At 43.2% G+C, this 22,323-nt stretch carries 20 protein-coding genes; 5 read left to right on the top strand and 15 right to left on the bottom strand.

The features are described 5' to 3' along the window. Positions 1–80: 80 nt before the first annotated feature. Together ODU41_RS07945 and ODU41_RS07950 are read right to left on the bottom strand one after the other, a co-directional pair. Complete coding sequence (locus ODU41_RS07945) at positions 81–1,283, bottom strand: IS110 family transposase (RefSeq protein WP_279630751.1); 1,203 nt, start codon at positions 1,281–1,283, stop codon at positions 81–83. Positions 1,284–1,526: 243 nt separating this feature from the next. Beyond that, complete coding sequence (locus ODU41_RS07950; protein ID WP_044772398.1) at positions 1,527–2,690, bottom strand: SIS domain-containing protein; 1,164 nt, start codon at positions 2,688–2,690, stop codon at positions 1,527–1,529. 275 nt (positions 2,691–2,965) lie between these two features. Here ODU41_RS07950 and ODU41_RS07955 point away from each other — a divergent pair, with 275 nt between their 5' ends. After that, positions 2,966–3,265: a YbaB/EbfC family nucleoid-associated protein gene (locus tag ODU41_RS07955; RefSeq protein WP_002941492.1), complete on the top strand. Its 300-nt coding sequence runs from the start codon at positions 2,966–2,968 to the stop codon at positions 3,263–3,265. A gap of 39 nt (positions 3,266–3,304) precedes the next feature. Here ODU41_RS07955 and ODU41_RS07960 read toward each other — a convergent pair whose 3' ends face one another. The 9 genes from ODU41_RS07960 to ODU41_RS08000 all read right to left on the bottom strand — a co-directional run bounded on the left by ODU41_RS07960 (position 3,305) and on the right by ODU41_RS08000 (position 13,214). Continuing rightward, positions 3,305–5,071 carry a glycerophosphodiester phosphodiesterase gene (locus ODU41_RS07960; protein WP_398578876.1) on the bottom strand — a complete coding sequence of 589 codons (1,767 nt, stop codon included), beginning with the start codon at positions 5,069–5,071 and terminating at the stop codon, positions 3,305–3,307. Between the two features lie 190 nt (positions 5,072–5,261). Further along, on the bottom strand, positions 5,262–6,188 hold the full coding sequence (locus ODU41_RS07965; protein WP_208546078.1) for a transketolase family protein: 927 nt from the start codon (positions 6,186–6,188) through the stop codon (positions 5,262–5,264). Next, entirely contained in the window at positions 6,185–7,033 is an 849-nt protein-coding gene (locus ODU41_RS07970; RefSeq protein ID WP_044683669.1) for a transketolase, read from the bottom strand. Before ODU41_RS07970 ends, ODU41_RS07965 begins: the two co-directional genes overlap by 4 nt. Position 7,034: 1 nt before the next feature. Beyond that, entirely contained in the window at positions 7,035–8,381 is a 1,347-nt protein-coding gene (locus ODU41_RS07975) for a PTS ascorbate transporter subunit IIC (protein ID WP_011921778.1), read from the bottom strand. Positions 8,382–8,434: 53 nt separating this feature from the next. After that, complete coding sequence (locus ODU41_RS07980) at positions 8,435–8,719, bottom strand: PTS sugar transporter subunit IIB (protein WP_002935998.1); 285 nt, start codon at positions 8,717–8,719, stop codon at positions 8,435–8,437. 1 nt (position 8,720) lies between these two features. Beyond that, on the bottom strand, positions 8,721–10,328 hold the full coding sequence (locus tag ODU41_RS07985) for a BglG family transcription antiterminator (RefSeq protein ID WP_398578877.1): 1,608 nt from the start codon (positions 10,326–10,328) through the stop codon (positions 8,721–8,723). Next, positions 10,297–10,776 carry a hypothetical protein gene (locus tag ODU41_RS07990; protein ID WP_398578878.1) on the bottom strand — a complete coding sequence of 160 codons (480 nt, stop codon included), beginning with the start codon at positions 10,774–10,776 and terminating at the stop codon, positions 10,297–10,299. The genes ODU41_RS07985 and ODU41_RS07990 overlap by 32 nt, the downstream gene beginning before the upstream one ends. A gap of 373 nt (positions 10,777–11,149) precedes the next feature. Then, complete coding sequence (locus ODU41_RS07995; protein ID WP_012774919.1) at positions 11,150–11,644, bottom strand: DUF536 domain-containing protein; 495 nt, start codon at positions 11,642–11,644, stop codon at positions 11,150–11,152. Between the two features lie 169 nt (positions 11,645–11,813). Then, positions 11,814–13,214, bottom strand: coding sequence for a glycoside hydrolase family 1 protein (locus ODU41_RS08000; RefSeq protein WP_044680071.1), 1,401 nt, complete (start codon positions 13,212–13,214; stop codon positions 11,814–11,816). Between the two features lie 237 nt (positions 13,215–13,451). Between ODU41_RS08000 and ODU41_RS08005 the strand changes: the two genes are divergently transcribed. The 4 genes from ODU41_RS08005 (at position 13,452) to ODU41_RS08020 (ending at position 17,741) form a co-directional block, all read left to right on the top strand. Continuing rightward, complete coding sequence (locus ODU41_RS08005; RefSeq protein WP_398578879.1) at positions 13,452–14,624, top strand: NAD(P)/FAD-dependent oxidoreductase; 1,173 nt, start codon at positions 13,452–13,454, stop codon at positions 14,622–14,624. A gap of 9 nt (positions 14,625–14,633) precedes the next feature. Further along, positions 14,634–15,326 carry a GNAT family N-acetyltransferase gene (locus ODU41_RS08010; protein WP_398578880.1) on the top strand — a complete coding sequence of 231 codons (693 nt, stop codon included), beginning with the start codon at positions 14,634–14,636 and terminating at the stop codon, positions 15,324–15,326. 81 nt (positions 15,327–15,407) lie between these two features. Next, positions 15,408–16,106 (top strand): ABC transporter ATP-binding protein, encoded by a 699-nt coding sequence (locus ODU41_RS08015; protein ID WP_248017980.1) that lies wholly within the window; start codon positions 15,408–15,410, stop codon positions 16,104–16,106. Positions 16,107–16,115: 9 nt separating this feature from the next. After that, entirely contained in the window at positions 16,116–17,741 is a 1,626-nt protein-coding gene (locus tag ODU41_RS08020) for a hypothetical protein (RefSeq protein WP_248017979.1), read from the top strand. Between the two features lie 139 nt (positions 17,742–17,880). Here ODU41_RS08020 and ODU41_RS08025 read toward each other — a convergent pair whose 3' ends face one another. The 4 genes from ODU41_RS08025 to ODU41_RS08040 all read right to left on the bottom strand — a co-directional run bounded on the left by ODU41_RS08025 (position 17,881) and on the right by ODU41_RS08040 (position 22,319). Beyond that, complete coding sequence (locus ODU41_RS08025) at positions 17,881–18,903, bottom strand: YeiH family protein (RefSeq protein ID WP_248017978.1); 1,023 nt, start codon at positions 18,901–18,903, stop codon at positions 17,881–17,883. 9 nt (positions 18,904–18,912) lie between these two features. Further along, positions 18,913–19,236: an AzlD domain-containing protein gene (locus tag ODU41_RS08030; protein ID WP_044686677.1), complete on the bottom strand. Its 324-nt coding sequence runs from the start codon at positions 19,234–19,236 to the stop codon at positions 18,913–18,915. Further along, on the bottom strand, positions 19,223–19,924 hold the full coding sequence (locus ODU41_RS08035; protein ID WP_248017977.1) for an AzlC family ABC transporter permease: 702 nt from the start codon (positions 19,922–19,924) through the stop codon (positions 19,223–19,225). Before ODU41_RS08035 ends, ODU41_RS08030 begins: the two co-directional genes overlap by 14 nt. 193 nt (positions 19,925–20,117) lie before the next feature. Beyond that, positions 20,118–22,319 carry an alpha-galactosidase gene (locus tag ODU41_RS08040; protein WP_398578881.1) on the bottom strand — a complete coding sequence of 734 codons (2,202 nt, stop codon included), beginning with the start codon at positions 22,317–22,319 and terminating at the stop codon, positions 20,118–20,120. Between the last annotated feature and the right edge of the window lie 4 nt (positions 22,320–22,323).

A 22,323-nucleotide genomic window follows, 5' to 3' on the forward strand; every position in this document is an offset into this window, starting at 1 on the left:
GTGTAAAAAGTGTATACAAAAGCAACACCTTATGTTGAAATTTTTTGATAAGGTGTTACAATGATAGAGCATAAACAGTTTTACCGATTTTGGGTAGAAGTATAATCGTAAAGCTTATTATGCGTAATGAGGTAATACATTGTCCGAATGAGACGATGTATGGAGGCAATCGTGTGTGGCTTCGTTGAAGTCGTTTGCGATTGTCTTTTTCGTTTCTCATAAAAGTCTGCGATATGGCAAGGATTGGTATGACTGGCTGAAGCGATATTGTGAATGCATTTGAACAGAATCTTTCTAGCGTAGGGATTTCCACGCTTGGTAATGTGTTCCTTAGCGAGGAAGTTACCAGATTCATAGTGTCTCAGGTCAATACCGATAAAGGCATTGATTTGATTGGCAGACTGAAAACGGCGAATATCTCCCAGTTCGCCAATAATACTTGTTGCAGTAGTCTCAGCGATACCAGGAATAGAAAGCAGAATGTCATACTCTGGTAAAGGTTGAGCTAGTTCCACCATTTCGTCTAAGACTGCCTGTCTCTGTTCAGAAAGTCTAAGCAATTCTTTTGTATAGTAACGGACCTCTTCCAGCATTGGAGAGGTTTTCTTGACGGCACAATAAGATTGATTAGCTAGTGCTATCAGTTTATCGGCTAAGTACGCCACACGCTTGTCCGAAATCCGTTTTGAAGTGGATTGACGAATGCTTTCTGAGAGTTTATCCTTGCTTAACTCAAACACGAAGTCCTTACAAGGAAAAGCTATAACTAAGTTCCAGTATTGTTCACCAGTTGGTGTTGACAAGATATTTTCCAATTCAGGGAAAGTGACCTGTAAGACCTTGTGCAGGCGGTTTTTAGCCCGAACGATGTCCTCGGTCAGATTCTGATAGAAACAGCTGAGATTCCGCAAGTTTTGGTAGACTTCTTCTTGGACATAGGTCGGTTTACGATTCAGTACAAACTGAGACTGAGCCAGTTTTTCAGCGTCAATTTGATCTGTTTTCCGCACACGCAAGCTATCCAGTTGCTTCTTGGCTTCTAAGGGATTGAGCCGTGTATAAGCGTAGCCATGTTCATCCAGAAAAGCTTGAAGACGACGAGAATAGACGCCTGTTGCTTCAAAGATGATTTCAGGCTTGTGAACGGTTTTCAAATCGCCAAGTAGCCGAGAAAAGCCAATGGCATCATTGGACATGGTGTAGTTATGTACCTTCTCGCCATTGACTAGAATGGCTACTTCTGAACTTACCTTACTCACGTCAATTCCAAATACTACTCGCATGATATTACCTCTTTGTCTTGAATGATTCCTTGTTTTAGTGATGTCATTTTCAATACTCGACGTCTGGCGTCCCACATACTTTGATAACATTCTTTCTAAAACAGGTGCCTTGCCAGTTTTTGATGCGACGTCTAGCGTCAAAAGAGTTCTCGACTTAACAAGACACCTCTACTTTATCATAAAGAAAAAGTAGTGAGTACTTTCTCCCGTCGGAGATTTCCTCACTACTAATCTTAGTATGTTTTATAGTGGATGTATAATCACACCCTGCACTACACGGTTGACGGTGCCTGTTGGAGATGGTGTATCTGGTAGGTTCTTGCATTTGATAGCTGCCATGATAGATACCGTTTGGGCAAAGAGGATGTAAGGGAAGGTTAAGAAGACATCTGGCAGATCTGCTCCGCCTTCTGCCAAGACAAAATTAGCTGCTTCTGTACCGACTAACTTATCAGCCGACAATGCCACTATCCGCTCTGCTATGCCATCACCATGAACTTCATTAAGCAAGTCCACATCGTACTGGCGTGTGTAGGCATCGTTTGAGGCAAAGAGGAAAATCAAGGTCTTTTCGTTGATGAATGATTTTGGTCCATGACGGAAGCCGAGTGGGGACTCGTACATGGTCGCAATCTTACCAGCTGTTAACTCCAAAATCTTCAGCTGAGCTTCGTGGGCAAGACCATAGAAACCACCTGAACCGAGGTAAATCACTCGCTCAAAATCAAGGTTGATCAAGTCTTGCACGTAGTCTTCACGGTCCAAAACGTCTTGACCTAGACGGGCAATGGTCTCAACCCAAGCAGCTTTTTCTTCTTGACTGGCTGGTGAGAAGACGAGGAGGGCTGTCAGAGCCATACAGCTGTAAGAACCCGTCATGGCAAAGCCCTTATCGTTTGAACCAGCTGGTTGCAAGAGCAGGAGATTTTCAGCATCTCCTTCAGCCGCTAGTGCCAGCTTACCTTCTGGTGCACAGGTAATGGTCACTTGATACAATTTATCTACCAATTGCTTAGCGACTTCAACTGCTGCCACACTCTCAGGTGAATTACCTGAACGAGCAAAGGATACCAAAACTGTTGGCACATCTGCCTGCAAATAATCATATGGACGACCAACCAGCTCTACTGTACCAATGGCAGAAAAACGAATGTGTTTCAAATCATTGACTTGGTTGAGGTAGTTGGCAATGCTTTGACCAACAAAGTCAGAAGTCCCTGCACCTGTAAAAACAACGTGAACAAAGTCATGTTTTTCCTTGATTGATTTTAGAAAACTCTCGATTTTTTCCAATTGGTCAAGATAGAGTTGATGCGCTTCCTTCCATAAGCCTGGCTGTTGGTAAATTTCGGTCGCCGTAATAATAGCCCCCAACTTTTCAAGTTCTTCTTTTGCTAAACGGAACATAGCTCCTCCTTGATTTCTGGTTATAACCAGTTTTTTCTTATATTATAGCGAATTTATCCCTCAAAGTCAATTTAAAATAGATTAATATGTCAAGTTTATATCCGATATTGCTGACTATAACTTATTTTAAGAAGGTAGCATTATCTACATAAAACATGTTATAATATTTACTACGCCTCTGCCTTTGAAAATTTTTAACAATAAGGCAAAATAAGGTAAGGAAAAATTACAAACAAGGTCTAACCCCTTGATAGGAAAGGAATCTTAAAAATCTTATGATGAATATGCAAAACATGATGCGCCAAGCTCAAAAACTTCAAAAACAAATGGAGAAGAGCCAAGCTGAGTTGGCTGCTACTCAATTTACTGGTAGCTCTGTACAGGACTTGGTTACTGCTACTTTTACTGGAGATAAGAAATTGGTTTCTATCGACTTCAAGGCTGATGTTGTGGATGCAGACGACCTTGAAACCTTGCAAGAAATGACAATCCAAGCCGTCAACGCTGCACTTACAAAAGTTGACGAGGCAACTCAAAAAAAACTAGGTGCCTTTGCAGGTAAATTACCTTTTTAAAAGAAAACGCGATTGGATATTCTCCTCTCGCGTTTTTTTTTATTCAAAATTATAAATCAAAGACTGAAATTGCAGGAAAAAGAGGTCTGGATAACGTCGATTCTCTTTCATTTCCTCCATCAGACTTTGGAGGTCGGTCATGTTGTCAGTGATGATACCGTCCACTTGTAGTAGCAGCATCTTGGTCATACTCTCTTCTTCATTCGGTGTCCAAGCATAAACTGACTTCCCACGAATCCAAGATTTTACCATAAAATTTTGATCAAGCGAGGTATACTCCATAGTATAGCCGTCAGCAACCGTCGTCGGATAGATAGAGTTGAACGGAAGAATAAAGAAGGATACTAATTTCTCGCTATACTGCTTTATTTCGATAATAGTACGGTAGTCTAATGATTGCATCTGGTGTCCTTTGGCAATCAAACGTTGACCGTATTTTTTTAAGAAATTCTGGGTGAGTTTTGGCGAATCTGCCTTGGTCACTTTAATTTCTACCAATAATTTCTGTCCCAGCTCATCCGCTTTTTCAAGATATTCATCAAAAGAAGGAACTGGAGCTGCCATGCCGTTTTCTGATGCAGTCATCCCTGTCAACTCTGCAAGAGTATAGTCATGTGTACCTCCGGGATTGCCCGTCAAAGCCAATAAATCCGTATCATGCATGACAATAAACTGACCATCCTTCGTCTCCTGAACATCCATCTCAATATAATCTGGCTTGAGTTGAGAGGTTTTCTCTAGGGCCTCGATAGAGTTCTGGACAGCATTGCCATTGTCAACACCGCGATGGGAAATGGTAACTGGCAGGGTATCGAAGGGATAGTAGAGTGCAAGCGCTCCTTGGGTACCGAATACCAGACCAGATACTAGCAAAATTGCCAATCGCAGGCGATGACGGAGGCGTTTACGGCAGTAGTTTGGCAATTGTTTCCCTGTTAAGAGACTTACAAATCCTATCATAAAGAGTGCAACTACGCCGTAGTAGGCTAATTTTAGGATTGCATAACAAATAACTGCCAGCCAATATGAAGGGCCTGTGTCTGGTAGATAAGGTTCAGCCACTAGCTGTACTAGATAGAGCAATATCCCTATTCCTGTGAATAGGAGGACTGGAAAAGTGACCAGCCAAATCAGACGGAAAAAGGAACTGACTTGTTTTCTTCCCCTGGTCTTCTTCCAAGAATAAGCGATGGACTCCTTCACACTCCTGTGTTCAAAGTAAATGTTCGGCAGAGCGTACATAAAGCGTGATGCGAGCCAGAAGAACAAGAGGAGAAAGAACAAAATCAATATCCCTAGCCAGACTGTGTTGGATAGGTAATCTACGATAAATTGGGGTACTACGATTTTATTAAAATAATAGATATTTAATACCCGTCGTAAAAACGGGAGAAGAATAACTGAGTAAAAGAGCAGAAATAAAACCTTTGGTAGGCTGCTGTGACGGATAATCGCCACCATACTATCTCGTACATCCCGTAAATAGTCGGGGAGGTGCTTGACTTTTTCATCCAACAGTTGCCAAACCCCTGTGAACAATAGAGCTAATTCTAGATAGGCAATAGCAATGTTGACAAAAAAGAGGAGAATAAACAAGCCTGTCACGAGCAGATTTTCAGCAAACACCGACAACAAATTCGTCGGTGAAAGGTAGGCATGCCCTGTCATAGCTAAGAGCCCCTCAGAAATCCATGAATTGAGCGGTATCCAAACAAATTCCATAAAGGTAAACAGGGTAAAGAAGAGCAAGAGAATCTTGTCTAGGTTGTAATATATTTTTTGAAATTCACGTTGTATCTTTTTCATGATTCTAGTGTCCCATATTCTGACAGGAATTGCAAGCCTTCATCAAGGATGGAAGATTGTGAAAGTAATGGATGAAGTATAGAAAAAATCAAGTTCCTAAGTGGAGCTTGATTTCTTACATTTGATTTGCTTTCCTATTTCCAAGCCAAAGTAAATCGAAAGGCTACATAAAATACGAATCACTATCTCACTATTGTTGTAACATTAATTGTGCTTGTTTAACAATATGCTCTGCTGTCAGTCCATAAACATCCATCAAATAGGCCTGTTGACCAACTTGACCAAATGACTCCTCAATACCAATTCGATGTACTGGGGTCGTCAAATCTGTAGCCATTAATTCACAAATGCTACTACCTAGGCCGCCAATTCGATTATGATTTTCTACAGTTAATACTGGCCTTCCCGATAATAGAGCTGGTATGTCTTCATGAATTGGTTTGATACGAAAAAGATCAATGACTTGAACAGATACTCCTTGAGCCTCTAACTGATCCGCCGCCTTTAATGCCTGCTCTACCATAATACCACTCGCAAGCAAGGTCATATCCTCCCCTTGCCTAAGGACACAGTAGCCTTTGCTAAAATCTTCTCCACCTTGATAAATAGCCGTTGGCGCTTTCCGAATGGTACGAATGTACTTCAACCCGTCTACCTTGATGGTTTCTTTAAGAACAGCTTGAAACTGGACATCGTCACTGACCTCATAAACACGCGCTTTTGGAATGAGCCGCATTAAGCCCAGCTCCTCAAACGGCATGTGAGTCCCACCATTCATCTCCGCTGATACCCCCGCATCCGACCCTACAATCGTGGCATTGAGCTGGGCATAAGCTAGAGAGATAAACACCTGATCATAGACTCTACGACTAGCAAATGGTCCGAAGGTATGAATATATGGCTTGTATCCTAGAAGAGATAATCCAGCTGCTACCCCTACCATTTCCTGCTCCATGATACCTACATTGACATAGCGTCCACCCAGAACAGAGGACAATTTGTTGGTAGCCATTGAACTGGATAAATCTGCTTCAATAGCTGCTATGGTTGTGTCTTCCTGCCCTACCTGAGCTAGAAAATCACTATAAACCAGTCGCATCTCCTTTGTCTGTCTCATTCCGTCACCTCCAACTCTCTCGCTAAAACAAGAGTTACTTGCTCTAAATCTTCCCGTAATTGACCCGACAAACGCAAATGGTGATTGCTTTCTAATTCTTCTAAGAAGGTAACTCCCTGCCCCTTAGTAGTATCAAGAACGATACATTTTGGTTGAGGAGACTTACTTGACTTCATTGTTAGAATAGCATTTATAATAGCATCTATATCGGCACCATTCACACGCACTGATTCCCAACCAAAAGCCTGAAATTTTTCAACAAAATCAAAGGTTTGGCAAATATCATGGGTACGACCGTCTAGTTGTTTTTTATTGTCATCCACAAACAAAATCAGTTTCGATAGTTCGTGGTGAGCAGCAAACTGAGCTGCTTCCCAGCATTGACCTTCGTTAAGCTCCCCGTCCCCTACCAGAGTATAGGTATAGTACGGTGACTGTTCTATCTTCTTACCATAAGCAACACCTGTCGCGACACTCATCCCTTGCCCCAACGAACCCGTTGTCATATCCACCCCTGGCGTTAAGTTTCGGTCAGGGTGTGAAGGCAAATGTGTTCCATTTTGATTTAGCGACAAGAGAAAATCTCTATCAAAGAAGCCTTTCAAATACAACGTACTATAAAGTGCTGGACCTGCATGTCCCTTGGACAGAATAAAGTGATCTCGCTCCTTAGAAGAGAAATTCTGGACACGAATGTCCAGAATTTCTCCATATAGAGCAGCCAACACTTCTACGATTGATAAGCTACCACCATAATGACCGAATCCTAATTGATTCAAAGTCGCCAAGGTATGGTAGCGAATTTCTTTGGCAAATCGTTTCAAATCAGCTGTACCACTAGTCATATTATCCTTCTTTCTGTTCTTTTTTCACCAATGACAATCCAAGCATCAAAGCCAAGACAGCAAAGATACCAACCGAAACTGTGAGGATACCGCCATTCTTAGCTAGCACTCCCAGGAAAATACCAGAAAGACCAAAGTCTGCATCTGAGAAAGTTGAACCAGCAAAACCAAGGTCTCCCAAAACAGGAAGTAAGAATACAGGTAAGAAACTAATGAGAACCCCTTGCATAAAAGCACCACAAACTGCGCCACGAACACCACCTGACGCATTTCCCATGACCCCTGCAGTTGCTCCACAGAAGAAGTGTGGTACGACACCTGGAAGGATAACGACACCGCCAGTCAAGGCAAGAATAATCATGCTGACAATACCACCTGCAAAACTAGAGATAAAGCCAATCAACACGGCGTTTGGTGCATAAGGATAAACAACTGGACAGTCTAGGGCTGGTTTGGAATTCGGAACCAACTTCTCTGAAATTCCTTTGAAGGCTGGAACAATTTCCGCCAAAATTAAGCGTACACCGGATAAGATAACAAAAACACCTGCTGCAAAAGTTCCACCTAGGGTCAAGGCGTAAATCATACTGTTAGTACCACCACTAAGGTTTTCCTTAATATAATCACCGCCTGCAAACAAAGCCACAATCATGTAAATCAAGGACATAGAAATGGCAATGCTGACAGTTGAATCACGCAAGAATGCCAAACCTTTAGGGAAATTAATATCCTCAGTAGACTTAGACTTATCACCGACCAAACCGCCTACTACACCACTCAACCAGTAACCAAGTGCACTGAAGTGACCTAGGGCGACATGATCATTTCCTGTCAATTGAATCATGTATTTTTGAACGAAGGCTGGGGAGAGTGTCATAATCAGACCTAAAGCCAACCCACCCATCACAATTAGGCCGACAGAAGTGAATCCTGCAACACTCATGATAACTGCAATCATACAGGCCATATATAGTGTGTGGTGTCCTGTCAAGAAAATATATTTAAAGCGTGTAAAGCGAGCAATAGCAATATTGAAGACCATTCCAAGCAACATAATCAAGGATGTAGCAGTTCCATACTTATCCAAAGCCATCGCTACAATAGCTTCATTATTTGGAACAACCCCTTTCAAGTTGAAAGCTTGTTCAAACATTTGACCAAATGGCTCAAGCGAGCCAACAATAATATTCGCTCCGCCACCAACAACAATAAAACCAACAAAAGTTTTCAATCCCCCCTTAACTAAATCTGCTGCGGGCTTTTTCTGTAAGGCTAAACCTAGAATAGCAATGAGAGCAACCAGAATTGCCGGAGTCTTAGCAATATCAATGAGAAAATCCAATATCATTTTCTGTCTCCTTTATAATTTTATCTTTGCGGGTCATCCCCTGTGTATACGATTTAAACCAAACCTTTTTCTTGACAGATAGCCGTGACAAGTTCCCTCAACTCATTCATATCAATAATACTATTCAATATTCGAACATCTCCTAAATGAGTTGCAGAATCAGCCAGGTCACGTCCGACAATCCACACATCTGCTTCACTCGGATTGGCACCACCTAGATCATAATGCTCCACATGAACATCTGATACACCTAAATCTCGCAAAATGGATTCAATATTCATTTGAACCATAAAGCTAGAGCCTAAACCTGAACCACAGGCTGTTCCAATTCGTAACATATTACTGTTCCTCCTTTAATAAATGTTGTACGTCGGCGAATTCTTTGGCGCCGACAAGTTGTCGAATATTTTCTTCTTCTCGCAAAATTTTTGTCAAATGCGAGAGTGCTCTGAGATGGGTTTGATTATCCACGGCTGCAATACAAATGAACAGCCGAATTTCATGACTAGGGTCATCCAATAGATAAACTGGCTTATCCAATACCAACATTGACATCCCTACCTCATTAACCCCATCTTCTGGTCGTGCATGTGGAATCGCAATTCCTTTACCTAGGTCAATAAATGGACCAAACTCTTCTACCTTCGTTATCATAGCATCAATATATCGAGTTTCTATAGCTCCTTTATCTACCAGAGGTCGTGCAGCCAGGGCAACTGCTTTTTGCCAGCCTAAAACTTCCTCAGACCATTGAAAGGTCTCTTTTGTAATCAATTCTTCTAACATAGGACTCCTTCCCCTTTGCTCATGGGAGCGCTGATTGAGAAACTGCACCAATTCATATTTTAAAGCCTGCTCCTGATGAATGGTTGCATGTTTCCCAACAAGTGATAATAACTGCTCAATCTCAATCGGAAAATAAGCCGCATTTGGGAAATGCTGATTAACCAAATGAAATAATTCTTTTTTATGATTAGAGGTCATCAGCTGGGATACCAAGAAAAATGGTAGCTCTATATTCAGCTTGATAGTTCCAAATACCATGTCATAGTCTGTCATGTCTAGCATCTTCCAATCCTGTAAGGAATGGGTATCGGCAAAATAGATATTAGGAAATAGTTGCCGTAGATTTTCTTTTACAATCAGCGAAGAGCTCACTCCATTTGGGCAAACAACCAAGGCCCGATAACGATATGAACGTTGTTGACCTGCTTCGATGTAGCCACCAAAGTGGATGACAAAATAAGATACCTCACTATCTGGTATAGTAAAACCTAGATGCTCTTCCAAAGGTCGCAAAGCTTTTTTTACAAGATAGAACAAGTCGGCATGCTCTTCTTTGATGGTTTCAGTATATGAATTGACATTTACCAAACGAGATGTTAAACGGTAGTAAGCAGGAATTAGGTGACGTTGCAAACCTTCAATCATTTCCGAGCGATGTTCAAAAGCAATTAAGGACAAACGTTCCATCTCTTCCACTATTTCTACAGTCAAGTGGTAAAATAGATCATCCTTTTCTCCGCTCTCACCTTCTAAGCATCCTTGCAGTAAATGTGACAGATATTCTTGTGTCGCAGCATTTAATTCTAATGTGCTAGTACTTTTTAAACGTAATAATTTCCAAAGGCGTTGCAGAAAATCTTTTACAAACCCTACCTTTCCTTCAAAATTCCAGTTAATAAGGTTGCCAACACGCGCCTGACGGATAAATAGAAATATCAAAAAATACAAATATTCATCCAATCTCTCTTCTAAAGCTGAGACTTTATAATAATTGCAAGCTTGTTGACTCACTATTTTCAATTCTTCAATAGGATTTTCCTCACCCCAAGATTTAAGAATATAATCCAAAGCCCATACACCAATCGAAGACTGCAAACAATTACTGAGTGCATAAAGCGCCAAGCGATGTTTATCTTCTTCTCGACCAATTTTCTCGACCAATTAGATGATAGCCCTTCGCCCTCGTATATTCCAAGCGTACTTGAAAGTCCAAGCAAAGTTCCTTTACATTCTTAATATCCGTCAATGTTGTGTTACGGCTCACACTCAATAATTCTTGGTAGTGAACGTTTGATACAAATTCTTTTCGGATAAATGTATAAAGATAGATAAGAAGCTGTCTTTCTTCTTGCGAAAGATAGATCTGGCGATTGCGAAAGAGCGAGAATACACTTTCTTTTTGATTGTAAAGCTCCGTAGAAATAACAAACTCGCTATCTTTGTATTGTATCTGCGGGAAGGAATGTTCTTGCAACAATTGATTGACTAGTTCCAAATTAGAATGTAGCTGCTCCTTTTCAATTCCTGTTTGAATACTAAGTTCGTACAAACTTTCTTTTCGATTCGCAAACAATTCCATCAGAATTGCCATGGTACGATTATCAACCATATTTTCCTCCTTGTCTTAATTGTATCCCTTTTCATTTCTGATTTCTAGAGTCTTTGAGCCCAATTAATATAATGAAAAACAAAAATTCAATTGTGCTCACTACTTAAACTAAAAAAGATTGGTGCCCACCAATCTTCTTATATCACATATCATCTTCCATTTTTTAGCGCGGGCTGAAACAGTCTATCCCCAGACTGTACCTCGCTTTCTTATTTCCAGGCTCGGGCTGAAACAGTCTATCCCCAGACTGTACCTCGCTTTCCTATTTCCAAGCTCGGGCTGAAACAGTCTCTTCCCAGACTGTTTCACTCCCCCGGACCTTTATTCGCTCTCTTGTTTCCAAGCTCATGATAAAAAGGTCCCCCGGACCTTTTTATTTCCCAAACAAACGTGCAAAGAAGCCTTTAGCTTGCACTTCTTCTGCCTGTGCTTTAACTTCGTCCAATTCCAACTTGAGAACTTCCTTATCGGCCATAGCTTTTAGTGTCAATTGCTGTTGCTGATCCAACTGTTTATCCTTCTCAGCAATCTGCACATCTTTGACCTTGAGTTGTTCATCTTTTTCGGCAAGTTGCTTATCTTTGGCTTTTAATTGACTATATAAGCGGATGATTTCAGCATTTTTCTCGTCAACTAAAATTTCCATCAATTCACGATGCTTGACTTCATCGCTAATCGGCTCATCTTCAAAAATGGTTGTTTTGTAGATTTCCTCCAACTTAATCAAGCCAGCACGGTTTACAACGGTCACACCCTTGTCATTTTTATCTACAAATTCTTCAGGAAGTGATTTGACACGATTATTCATAGCCTGCCGGCTCACTCCTAAAATTTCAGCTAACTCACTGACTGTTTTTTCGATTCCCATAATATCCTCGGTACTTACATTTCTCATAGTTTGTATCATTAAAATATTACCACAGAACCCTATCCCTGTCAAATCTAGGGGAATTTTCTTACCAAGCATTAGTGAATAATCACAAACCTCAAAAGCATCTTATCTCAATGCAATGTTATGTAGAAACGAAATATACATTCTATCTAATAAAACCATTTTTAGCACTCACTTGCTTGAACCAATATCCAGATTTTTTGACAGTACGCTTCTGAGTTTGGAGGTCAAGCGAGACCAAACCGTATCGGTTTTTATAGGCATTTAACCAAGACCAGCAGTCAATAAAGGTCCAGACCATATAGCCCTTACAGTTCGCTCCTTCATCAATACCTCGATGGAGCTGAATCAAATGGTCTTCCATGAAGTGAATCCGATAGTCATCCTGAATCATGCCATTTTCTTCAAAAACATCCTCCCCTTCAACTCCCATGCCGTTCTCAGTTACCAACCATTCGATATTGCCATAGTTTTCCTGGATATTTTTAGCAATATCGTACAGCCCTTCTTCATAAATTTCCCAGCCTCTATGGGGATTGATTTTCTTGTCAGGCTTATCATAAGGCTGGAAATATTGGGATAGGAAAGTAGCTTCTCCGTTCCATCCATCTTCTGAAGGAGCCTGCACGCGCAGTGGCTGGTAATAATTTACCCCCAGGAAGTCAACCCTATTTTCTTTGATAATGGTCAATTCCTCCTCTGTGGTTTCTGGACGTAAACCGTGTTTTTCAAGAATGTCAACCAGTTCCCTCGGGTATTGTCCCAAAACAGATGGATCCAAAAAGCTTCTCGTTTGAAATAACTCAGCAATCCGCGCTGCCTGTAAATCTTCTGGACTCTGACTTCTTGGATAGGCAGGAGTAAGATTGAGAACAATGGAAATTTTGTGGTCTGGGTGTAGTTGGTGACAGGCCCGAACAGCCAAAGAACTAGCCAGTTGAGTATGATACGCTACGACCACAGCTGCCTTTGCATCCACCTTACAAGGATAATGATAGCTTCCTAGATAGCCACATTCTACTGGAACAATGGGTTCATTAAAGGTAATCCAATGATCCACCAGATCTCCAAAGAGACTGAAACACTGGCGAGCATAAGCCTCATAGGCCCAGACAATCTCCTTATTTTCCCAGCCCCCTTTTTCCTGTAAGACATAAGGCAAATCGAAATGATAAAGATTGACCAAAAGCTTTATCCCACGCTCTCGAATACCTGCAAATACAGCCCTATAAAACTCCACAGCTTGCGGATTGACCTCGCCTATCCCTTCCGGAATCAGACGTGACCACTGTATAGAGGTGCGAAAAATACTATGACCTGTTTCCACCAACAAATCCAAATCTGACTGGAAATGTTCATAAAAAGTCGATGTTTGTTCCGGTCCTATTTGCTGGTGAAAGAGCTTAGGTTCCTGACTGTACCAGTAATCCCAGTTATTCCACCCCTTTCCATCACCAGCTACGCTTCCTTCACTTTGAGGCCCTGAAGTGGAGGATCCCCACAAAAAACCTTCTGGAAAACGATACTCTCTTTGCTCAGTTACCATTCTTCTACCTACTTTCTTTCATGCTACATACGGAATTGTTAGAACCTGGTTTCACAATGCAGCTTCCACAAAATTACTTTGCTTGTACATACAGGCTCCTGATAAAAACTAATTTCCCTTAGTTTAAGTATACTCCCCTAACCCGTCAATGGTCTTCCGCAATCTCAAGGAAAAACTCCACAAATCATAGCAAAGACTCAAACTACTTTCTTGATGAAAATATGATACAATAAAGGCATGAATACAGTAGATACTATTATTATCGGAGCGGGGCCTGCTGGCATGATGGCCGCGATTTCTTCCAGCTTTTACGGTAAGAAAACCCTGCTCCTCGAAAAAAACAAGCGTTTGGGCAAGAAACTGTCTGGCACAGGTGGCGGACGTTGCAATGTGACCAACAACGGCACCTTGGAAGACCTGCTAGCTGGCATTCCTGGCAACGGCCGCTTTCTTTACAGCGTCTTTTCCCAGTTTGACAACCACGACATCATGAATTTCTTTCAGGAAAATGGGGTCAAGCTCAAGGTGGAGGACCACGGCCGTGTCTTTCCGACCACCGATCGCTCCCAGACCATTATCAAATGTCTGGAGATGAAGATGCTGGAAAATGGCGTGGACATCCGTACAGGAACTGAGGTGGTGTCCGTTCGCAAGATGGACGACCTCTTCCATGTCAAGACCAGCGAGGAAGTCTTTACAGCTCCCCAGCTCATTGTCACCACCGGCGGCAAGACCTATCCTTCCACTGGCTCAACCGGTTTTGGACACGACATTGCCCGCCATTTCAAGCTTGAAGTCACAGAGATTGAAGCCGCAGAAAGCCCTGTCCTGACCGACTTCCCCCACAAGAAGCTTCAAGGCATTTCCCTGGACGATGTCACCCTGACCTACGGCAAGCACGTCATCACCCACGACCTGCTCTTTACCCACTTTGGCCTGTCGGGACCCGCTGCTCTTCGCTTGTCTAGTTTTGTCAAAGGCGGCGAAACCGCATTTCTCGATGCTCTTCCGACCCATTCTGACCAAGATTTGTTTGAGCATTTAGAAAAGAACAGAGAAAAATCCGTCAAGAATGCTCTTTCTGAACTCATGCCAGACCGCCTAGCCGACTTTTTCGCTGAAAACTACGATTGCAAGGTCAAACAAGTTTCCCAAAAAGACCTGACTGAACTGGTCACCCTCCTCAAAGCCTTACCTATCAAGATTACAGGCAAGATGTCCCTGGCCAAGTCCTTTGTGACCAAGGGTGGCGTTGACCTCAAGGAAATCAATCCCAAAACCTTGGAAAGCAAGAAGGTGCCTGGTCTCCACTTTGCTGGTGAGGTCTTGGACATCAACGCCCACACCGGTGGCTTTAACATTACCTACTGCCTTGCGACTGGCTGGGTGGCTGGAAGTTTACATTACTAGGAGAAAGCCATGCCTATCAATTCATTCGGTCAAGAAATTGGTATGCCCTTGCCACATTACACCAGTGGTGAGCGACCAAGTCTGGAGACTATACAAGGACACACAGTCCGCTTAGAAAAACTGAGCCTGCACCATGCAGATGATCTCTATCAGTTTTATGGACCAAATACCAAGAAAGCTGACTGGACCTACTTGCCCCTTGACCCCTTTGAGGACAGAGCGATATTTCAGGACTATTTCCAGACTCTTTTGAACTCGACCGACCCCTATTATTTTGCCATCATTGACCAAGTAACCAATCAGGCAGTCGGAACCTTTGCCCTCATGCGAATAGATACCAACCATCGTAGCATTGAAGTGGGCTGGGTCATCTTTTCTCCTCAACTGCAACGGACCCGACAGGCGACAGAAGCCCACTATCTTCTCATGACCTATGTGTTTGAAGAACTGGGCTATCGACGTTACGAGTGGAAATGCGACTCACTCAACCAAACCAGTCAGGCCGCTGCCAAACGTCTGGGCTTTATCTACGAAGGAACCTTCCGTCAGGCTCTAGTCTATAAGGAACGCAATCGGGATACTGCCTGGTTTTCTCTATTAGACCACGAATGGCCTGACCGCAAGCGTGCCCTTGAAAACTGGCTTGCAGATAGTAACTTCGATGGCCAAGGCCAGCAAAAACAACCCCTATCCTCTTTCTAAATTCAAGCAAAAATCTGCTTGAATTTTTTTGTTTTTTATTGTATGATAAAACCATAACAATATAACAAAAGGAGATTGGCTATGCAACTGAAACTATCTTCCGTTTCCAAGAAATTCGACCATAAAATCATTTTGGAAGATACTTCCTTTACCTTCGAACAAGGCAAGATTTACGGTTTGCTAGGGCGGAATGGGGCAGGTAAGACGACCTTGTTCAACTGCATTGCCCGTAATCTGACCTTGGATGGTGGCTCGATTCAGTTTGTGAAGGATGAAAATGCCTTTGACTACGACAATACGGACATCGGTTTTACCCAGACCTATCCGCAACTACCTGCCTTTATGACGGCTTACGAGTTTGTCCGTTTCTATATGGATATTCACAAGGATAAGCTCAAATCTCCTCGTAGTCCAGAAGAATGGCTAAACTTGGTCTGTATCGGAGAAGAAGACCAGCACCGTCTACTCAAGGACTTTTCCCACGGTATGCAGAACAAGGTCCAGTTGCTCCTGTCCTTGATTGTCCAGCCACCTGTCCTTCTCTTAGATGAGCCACTGACGTCCTTTGACCCTGTGGCTGCCCACGAGTTCAAACAGCTGATCCGGGAGGCTAAGAAGGATTCCGTTATTATCTTTTCCACCCATATTCTACAACTGGCTCAGGATCTCTGTGACGAGATTGTTTTACTACATCACCAAGAACTACAGGCTGTTCCGAGTGACAAGCTCCACGATCCTGATTTTGAACAGGAAGTGGTTGCCCTCTTGACAGCAGACTAGGAGGGGCTTATGAAAATAATCCTACGTTATTTTTGGTATCAGGAAAAGTACAACCTCTATCGGACAGTCAATGGATTCTTCTACTACCTGCGAAAACTGCCACTTGTAGGCAAGAAGATTCCAGAGAGTATTTTCAAGTCTTACAGTTTTAAGTCTGGTCTCTTTTTGATCCTACACGTCCTCTCCATCCCCAGTCGCTTTCTTGTTAAGGGTTTGTGGCTGGCCTTGAATTTCTACTTTGCTTCCTTCTGGATTAATCTCCTAGCGAACGGGCATCTAACCTCTTGGCAAATCCAAGATGAAAACTGGCTTCTAGGCTTTTCCATTTGGATGACCTTTGTCAGCTTCATCTATCGGTTTGGCAAGGGATTTGAGCCTTTTATCGCCAAGTCCGAGCGGGAATTTATGCAAAATTTTGGACTTTCCCAATCTAGTTTTCTCCAGAGTCAACTATTTGTAGAACCCATTATCACCAGTCTGTCCTACCTGCCTGCCCTGCTGATTTTTTCTAGCCTGTCAGGAAATTGGCTCTATCTGCCTCTGGGATTACTGACCATTCCGACAGGAGTTTTTACTGGTCAGGCTCTCAATCGTTGGTTTTTTAATCGACGGATTCTATCCCGCCGTAATTCTTGGCAATCTTGGATTATCTTGGGTACTGGTCTAGCAGCTATTGCCTGCCTTATCCTTTTCCGCAATCATCTGTCTCCCATCTTTTTACTGCCTATCCTTGTCTGTCAGGCCTTGCTCATTTGGTTTGGCTATGGTTATTTGAAGCAACAAACCAACCATCTAGACTATCTCTATTATTGCATGGACCAGTCCTTGCAGATGGATAAGAAAATTTTTGAGATGACCAAAGGGAACGAGTACACCCGACAAGGGTTGCAGATGCAGGCGAAACTGAGTATGGAAACAGGAAAGGACCTGACTCATCTGTCAGGCATGACCTACTTAAACGCTCTGCTATTTGACCGCTATCGTTCTGTCCTTACGAAAAAACTGCACTTTCGCTTGGGTTGTCTTTTGGCTATTGTCCTTTTTATTGAAGGAATTCGTTGGTTTTCAAAAGATGACATTCAGATAAGCAATACCAACTATATCGAGGGACTGCCTTTTGCTTTCATGGTCATGTATGCCGCCTCCATGGGTAAGGCTGTCGCACAGATGGTCTTTGTTAATTGCGATATTTCCATGCTCCACTATCCATTTTACCGCGAAGCAAAAACCATTATTGCAGGCTTTCATTACCGTTTTCTGCAAACTGTAAAATTAAATGCTGCATTCTCAGGATCTCTTTTATTGGCCCTCATCATCTTTACTAGAGCGCAGCTACCTATTGAAACCTATCTCCTAACTGCTCTGCTCCTGCTGAGTCTAACAGCCCTATTTTCCTTCCACGACCTCTTTATCTACTATATTCTCCAACCCTTTACCAAGGACATGGAGGTTGTCAACCCAGTCTATAAATTTCTCAGTGGAGCTCTCTACTGGGTAGCCTATCTCAATATCAAGCTGGATATAGGCAGTCACTTGTACATCCTACTCATTTCCATAGCTATGATTACCTATGTCAGCATTGGCTACTGGATTTTGTTGAAAAAAGCCCCGCAGACTTTCCGCTTGAAATCATAAAAAATAGCCTCTCGCAAGAGAAGGCTATTTTATACTCAATGAAAATCAAGAGTAGCCTAGGAAACGAAGGTGATGATAGAACTGAGGTTCATCGAATCAAGTTGACAACGGATAATTTTGATTTTCGAAGAGTTTTGCTTTACCAAATTCCCAAAATTGCCTGCCAAACCAGTGTCAACACAGTCACGCCCAGCCAACAAACTAGTCCGACAAAAAGAGCAGCTCGGCCATTTTTCACCAAAGAAAAGACATTTGTTCGCAAACCAATAGCCGCCATGGCCATACAAATGAGAAACTTGGACAGGGTTTTGATTGGGGCAAAAAAATCCGCACCCAGTCCAACATGACCTGCCATTGTAGTCACCAGACTGGCTAGAATAAAGTACAGAATGAAGGTCGGAAAACCTGCCAAGAGGGACTTCTTGTCTGCCTGAACTCCCTTTCCTCGAGCTTGCCAAATCGCTAAGACCGTTGTAATCGGGATAATAGCCAGGGTCCGCGTCAGCTTTACCGTCACAGCCGTATCCAAGGTCTGACTGCCCAGTCCGTAAAGGCTGTCCCAAGTAGCTGCTGTCGCGGTTACCGACGAGGTGTCATTGACCGCCGTTCCGGCGAACAACCCAAAGGCCTGACCCGAATCGGTCGAAAACCCAAGCCAGGTTGCCAAAGTCGGAAAGACCAAGGCCGCCAAGACATTAAAGAGAAAAATGACCGAGATAGCCTGAGCCACATCCTCATCATCTGCCTGGATAATGGGAGCCGTCGCCGCAATGGCAGAGCCACCACAGATAGAGGTCCCTACGCCAATCAAGGTCGCCAGATGAGATGAAATGGGCAAGATTTTCCACATCAGAAATGCCAAAAACAAGGCAAAACTGATAGTGGAAAGAATAATTGGAAGAGATTGACGTCCAACAGCCAATACCGCTGATAAGTTTAATCCAAATCCCAAACAAATCACCGCATACTGCAAAATCTTCTTAGAGGTAAAGGTCAAGCCTGGCTGAAACGCATTTTTCCTTGAGATATAAGAGTGCAGGCTCATCCCGATTAGAAGGGCAAAAACAGGCCCACCAACTACTGAAAACCAACTCCCTAAGCACCAGCTTATTCCAGCCAAGACGAGACAAAGTGCCACACCTCTGGCATTTTTCTTAACCATAAGTCCCTCCTAGAAAAGTAAGCGGAGAGCAGCTGTCGTCAAGACACCAACGACTACTGCGAGGAGGATATTTTTGGTCCTCAGGACCACCAAAAAGGTCGGAATGAGGGCCAGACTTTCGACAGGGAGAAGGCTGGGAAGGGATCCCACCTTTTCGTCCATGATGCTGGACAGGGTCAATGCAAAGATAATGGTGATGGGTAGAAAGCTGAGAAATTTCACCAACTTTGGAGGCAGGGACTTGTTCTGTGTCAGGACAAAAGGCAGGACGCGTGGCAGCCAGGTCACTAGAGCCGACACCAGAATAATCAGTAAAATGCTAGTTTTTATCATCAATCATTACCCCCACAAAACAACCCAAAAGCGTCGCCAGAAGCACCGCAACATAGGACGACACTAGCACAGACAGACCGACATAGGCTAGACCAACCGCCAGCAAAATCAAGCCGATTTTTTTCAAAGGAATAGTCCGAGCCATGGCCTCCAACTGACCTGAGAAAATGCCGACAAACATAGCCACTAGGGCAAAATCTAAACCAAACTGCTCGGGATTCGGAATCAAACCTCCGATGAGATTGCCTAAAGTGGTAAATATAACCCAAGAAGCATAGCTCGCAAAGTTGTTGCCGTACATCCAGCTTGGTGCAATCTGCTTTTCCTCAATGTGTTTCCGCAAGAGAACCGCATAGGACTCGTCTGTCACAAAAGAGCCAATCAGGATATTGGACCCCAGACTGTTGCCTTGAAAAATGGTCGTCGTATGGAGACACATGAGAAAATTCCGCAGGTTGACAAAGAAAACCGTCACCGCAATCGACAACAAGGAGGCACCTGCCAAAATCATGGCACACATGACAAATTGGGCACTCCCTGCATAGACCAAGAGGCTCATCAAAGCCATTTCCACTGCTGAAATGCCTGAATTGACCGATACCACACCGCAGGCTAAACCGATACTGGCATAGCCCAGAGCTGTGGGAATGGCATCCCGCAAGCCCTCACGAAAAGCATATTTCTTCATTCATTATCTCCCTTCCCCTCACTAATTGATTGAAGAATTATTCTCTCATTTTCTCACATTGCAACTCGTTTTTCAAGTCTTCCCTTATAGCTAAGCAAGCATTATGCCTTTATACTTGAAAAAGTGCAATAAACTTCCTGAGTTCCACACAAAATAGGTTCAACCAATGGCTGAACCTAGAGGGATAGGGAGGCTACTGTTGTTTCTGGAGGATCATCAAATAAGAAGTAAAGTCCTTATTGTCTCCAACATGGTCTCCATGTCGAATCGACAAACCTGTATGCATTAATTGGCTACCAGTATAAACTTCTCCATCAAGGTGATAGACCGCTTCCTCTTCCAACCCCTGCAAATACAAGCGTTGATAAGCAAGATTGGCAGTTGTTAACCGACGATAATAACCCACGATAACTTGCTGACCATCCAAGGATTGGACCTGCCAAGCCGTTATCTCACCATCGAATGGACTTTTCAGGCGAGTGAAAATACCCTGTTGGAAAATCTCACGGTGAGCCTTGTAAAAGGTAATCTGCTCTTTCATCTCTTCCAACTCTTCTTGGCTACAATCAAACAAATCCAACTCATAGCCAAAACTTCCAAAGAATGCAACATTGGCACGTGTGCTTAGTGGAGTAGCACGCCCCAACTGCTGATTCGGACTAGCTGACACATGGCAACCCATACTGTTCAAAGGATAGACCAGACTCGTTCCATATTGGATTTTCAAGCGTTCCATGGCGTCCGTGTCATCGCTGACCCAGGTTTGAGGTGCATAGTAGAGCATTCCTGGGTCAAATCTAGCTCCACCACTTGAACAAGACTCGAATAAGACTGTCGGAAAAGCTGCTATCAGACTATCATATAGACGGTAGAGATTGAGAATATAGCGATGGAAGGTCTCACCTTGCCGCTCCGCCTCCCGTGTACATGTAAAGACCTCTGTCATATAGCGATTCATGTCCCACTTGATATAATCAATATCATGCTCAGCCAACAGCCGATGGAGTTGGTCATGAATATTTTGATAAACATCCTCCCTCGACAAATCCAAAGTATATTGGTGGCGTCCGTGAGATTGACTATGCTGAGGATGATGGAAAATCCAGTCTGGATGCGCTCGGTATAGATCGCTGTCTTTATTAACCATTTCAGGTTCGATCCAAAGTCCAAATTTCATTCCCATAGCATGAACTTGGTCAATAATCCCTGTCAAGCCACTTGGCAATTTCTCACGATTGACCGTCCAATCTCCCAAGCCTGCTCGGTCATGGTTTCGCTTGCCAAACCAACCATCATCCATGACAAAGAGTTCAACACCAAGACCTGCAGCCTCTTTGGCCAAGGAAAGAATTGTTTCCTCATCAAAATCAAAACTCATAGCCTCCCAGTTATTCAAGAGAACAGGTCGTTCTCTATCACGCCAATAGCCACGTACCAAATGTTTTTGGAAGAGGCGGTGATAGGTTTGGCTCATGCCATTCAAACCATGCTCGCTATAAACCATAACAACCTCAGGCGTCTGGAACTCTTCTCCCTTATCTAATGTCCAAGAAAAACGCTCAGGATGGATTCCCATACTCACTCTTGTTTTTTGGAAAGAACTCACATCCACCTGCGCCAAAAAGTTTCCGCTATAGACGAGCGAGAAGCCCAGTACCTCTCCCTGTTGCTCATCCGCAGTTGGGCGTTTCAAAGCCATAAAGGGATTGTGCTCCGCACTACTAGCCCCTTTGAGACTGTAAATAGACTGACAACCTTGATGAAGAGGCGATAGTTGCAGATGCCGCTCACGCCCCCAAGCCCCATCCAAATGCAACCAATCATAGTCCATATCAGGCAGACAAAGTGTCATACTCAAGGCACGGTTCAAACAGACAGATTGTTCTCCGAGTTGTTCAAAACGAGCAGAGCGAGTCACCGCTGGATAATCTCGAAAAATCGTATAAGACAAGACCAGGCGGGTCTGCGACTCTTCGTCCAACAAATGAATATCCAAACTATCTGCCTGTCCCTCCTCATCCAGATAGAGATGAGGAAGACCCTTCAAAGCCGATCGCCCAGCATAAATCACATGACCTTGATACACAAAGTGCGACAGGCTGCTACCATCCTTCTGCACCAACTCAAAAGTCGGAGAAAAATAGTCCGTTGTACCGTAACAAGCAAATTCAGGATTGGCATATTGGAGCGAAAAGAAACGGTCATCGTCTTCTACAAAGGAAGTCAAAGCACGATACTCATCTTCACGCACATACTGATAGGAAGCTGTTTCTGTTACACGCTTTCCATAATACAAACTACCAATATGACCATTAGGCAAGACCGTCAACACATAGCTAATAAACTCATTGTAAAGATGGAATTCCTTTGTCTTTTCATGAAAGATAATTCCCATTGTA

This window comes from Streptococcus sp. 2022WUSS083 (assembly GCF_044427155.1).
Lineage (GTDB): Bacteria > Bacillota > Bacilli > Lactobacillales > Streptococcaceae > Streptococcus > Streptococcus hashimotonensis.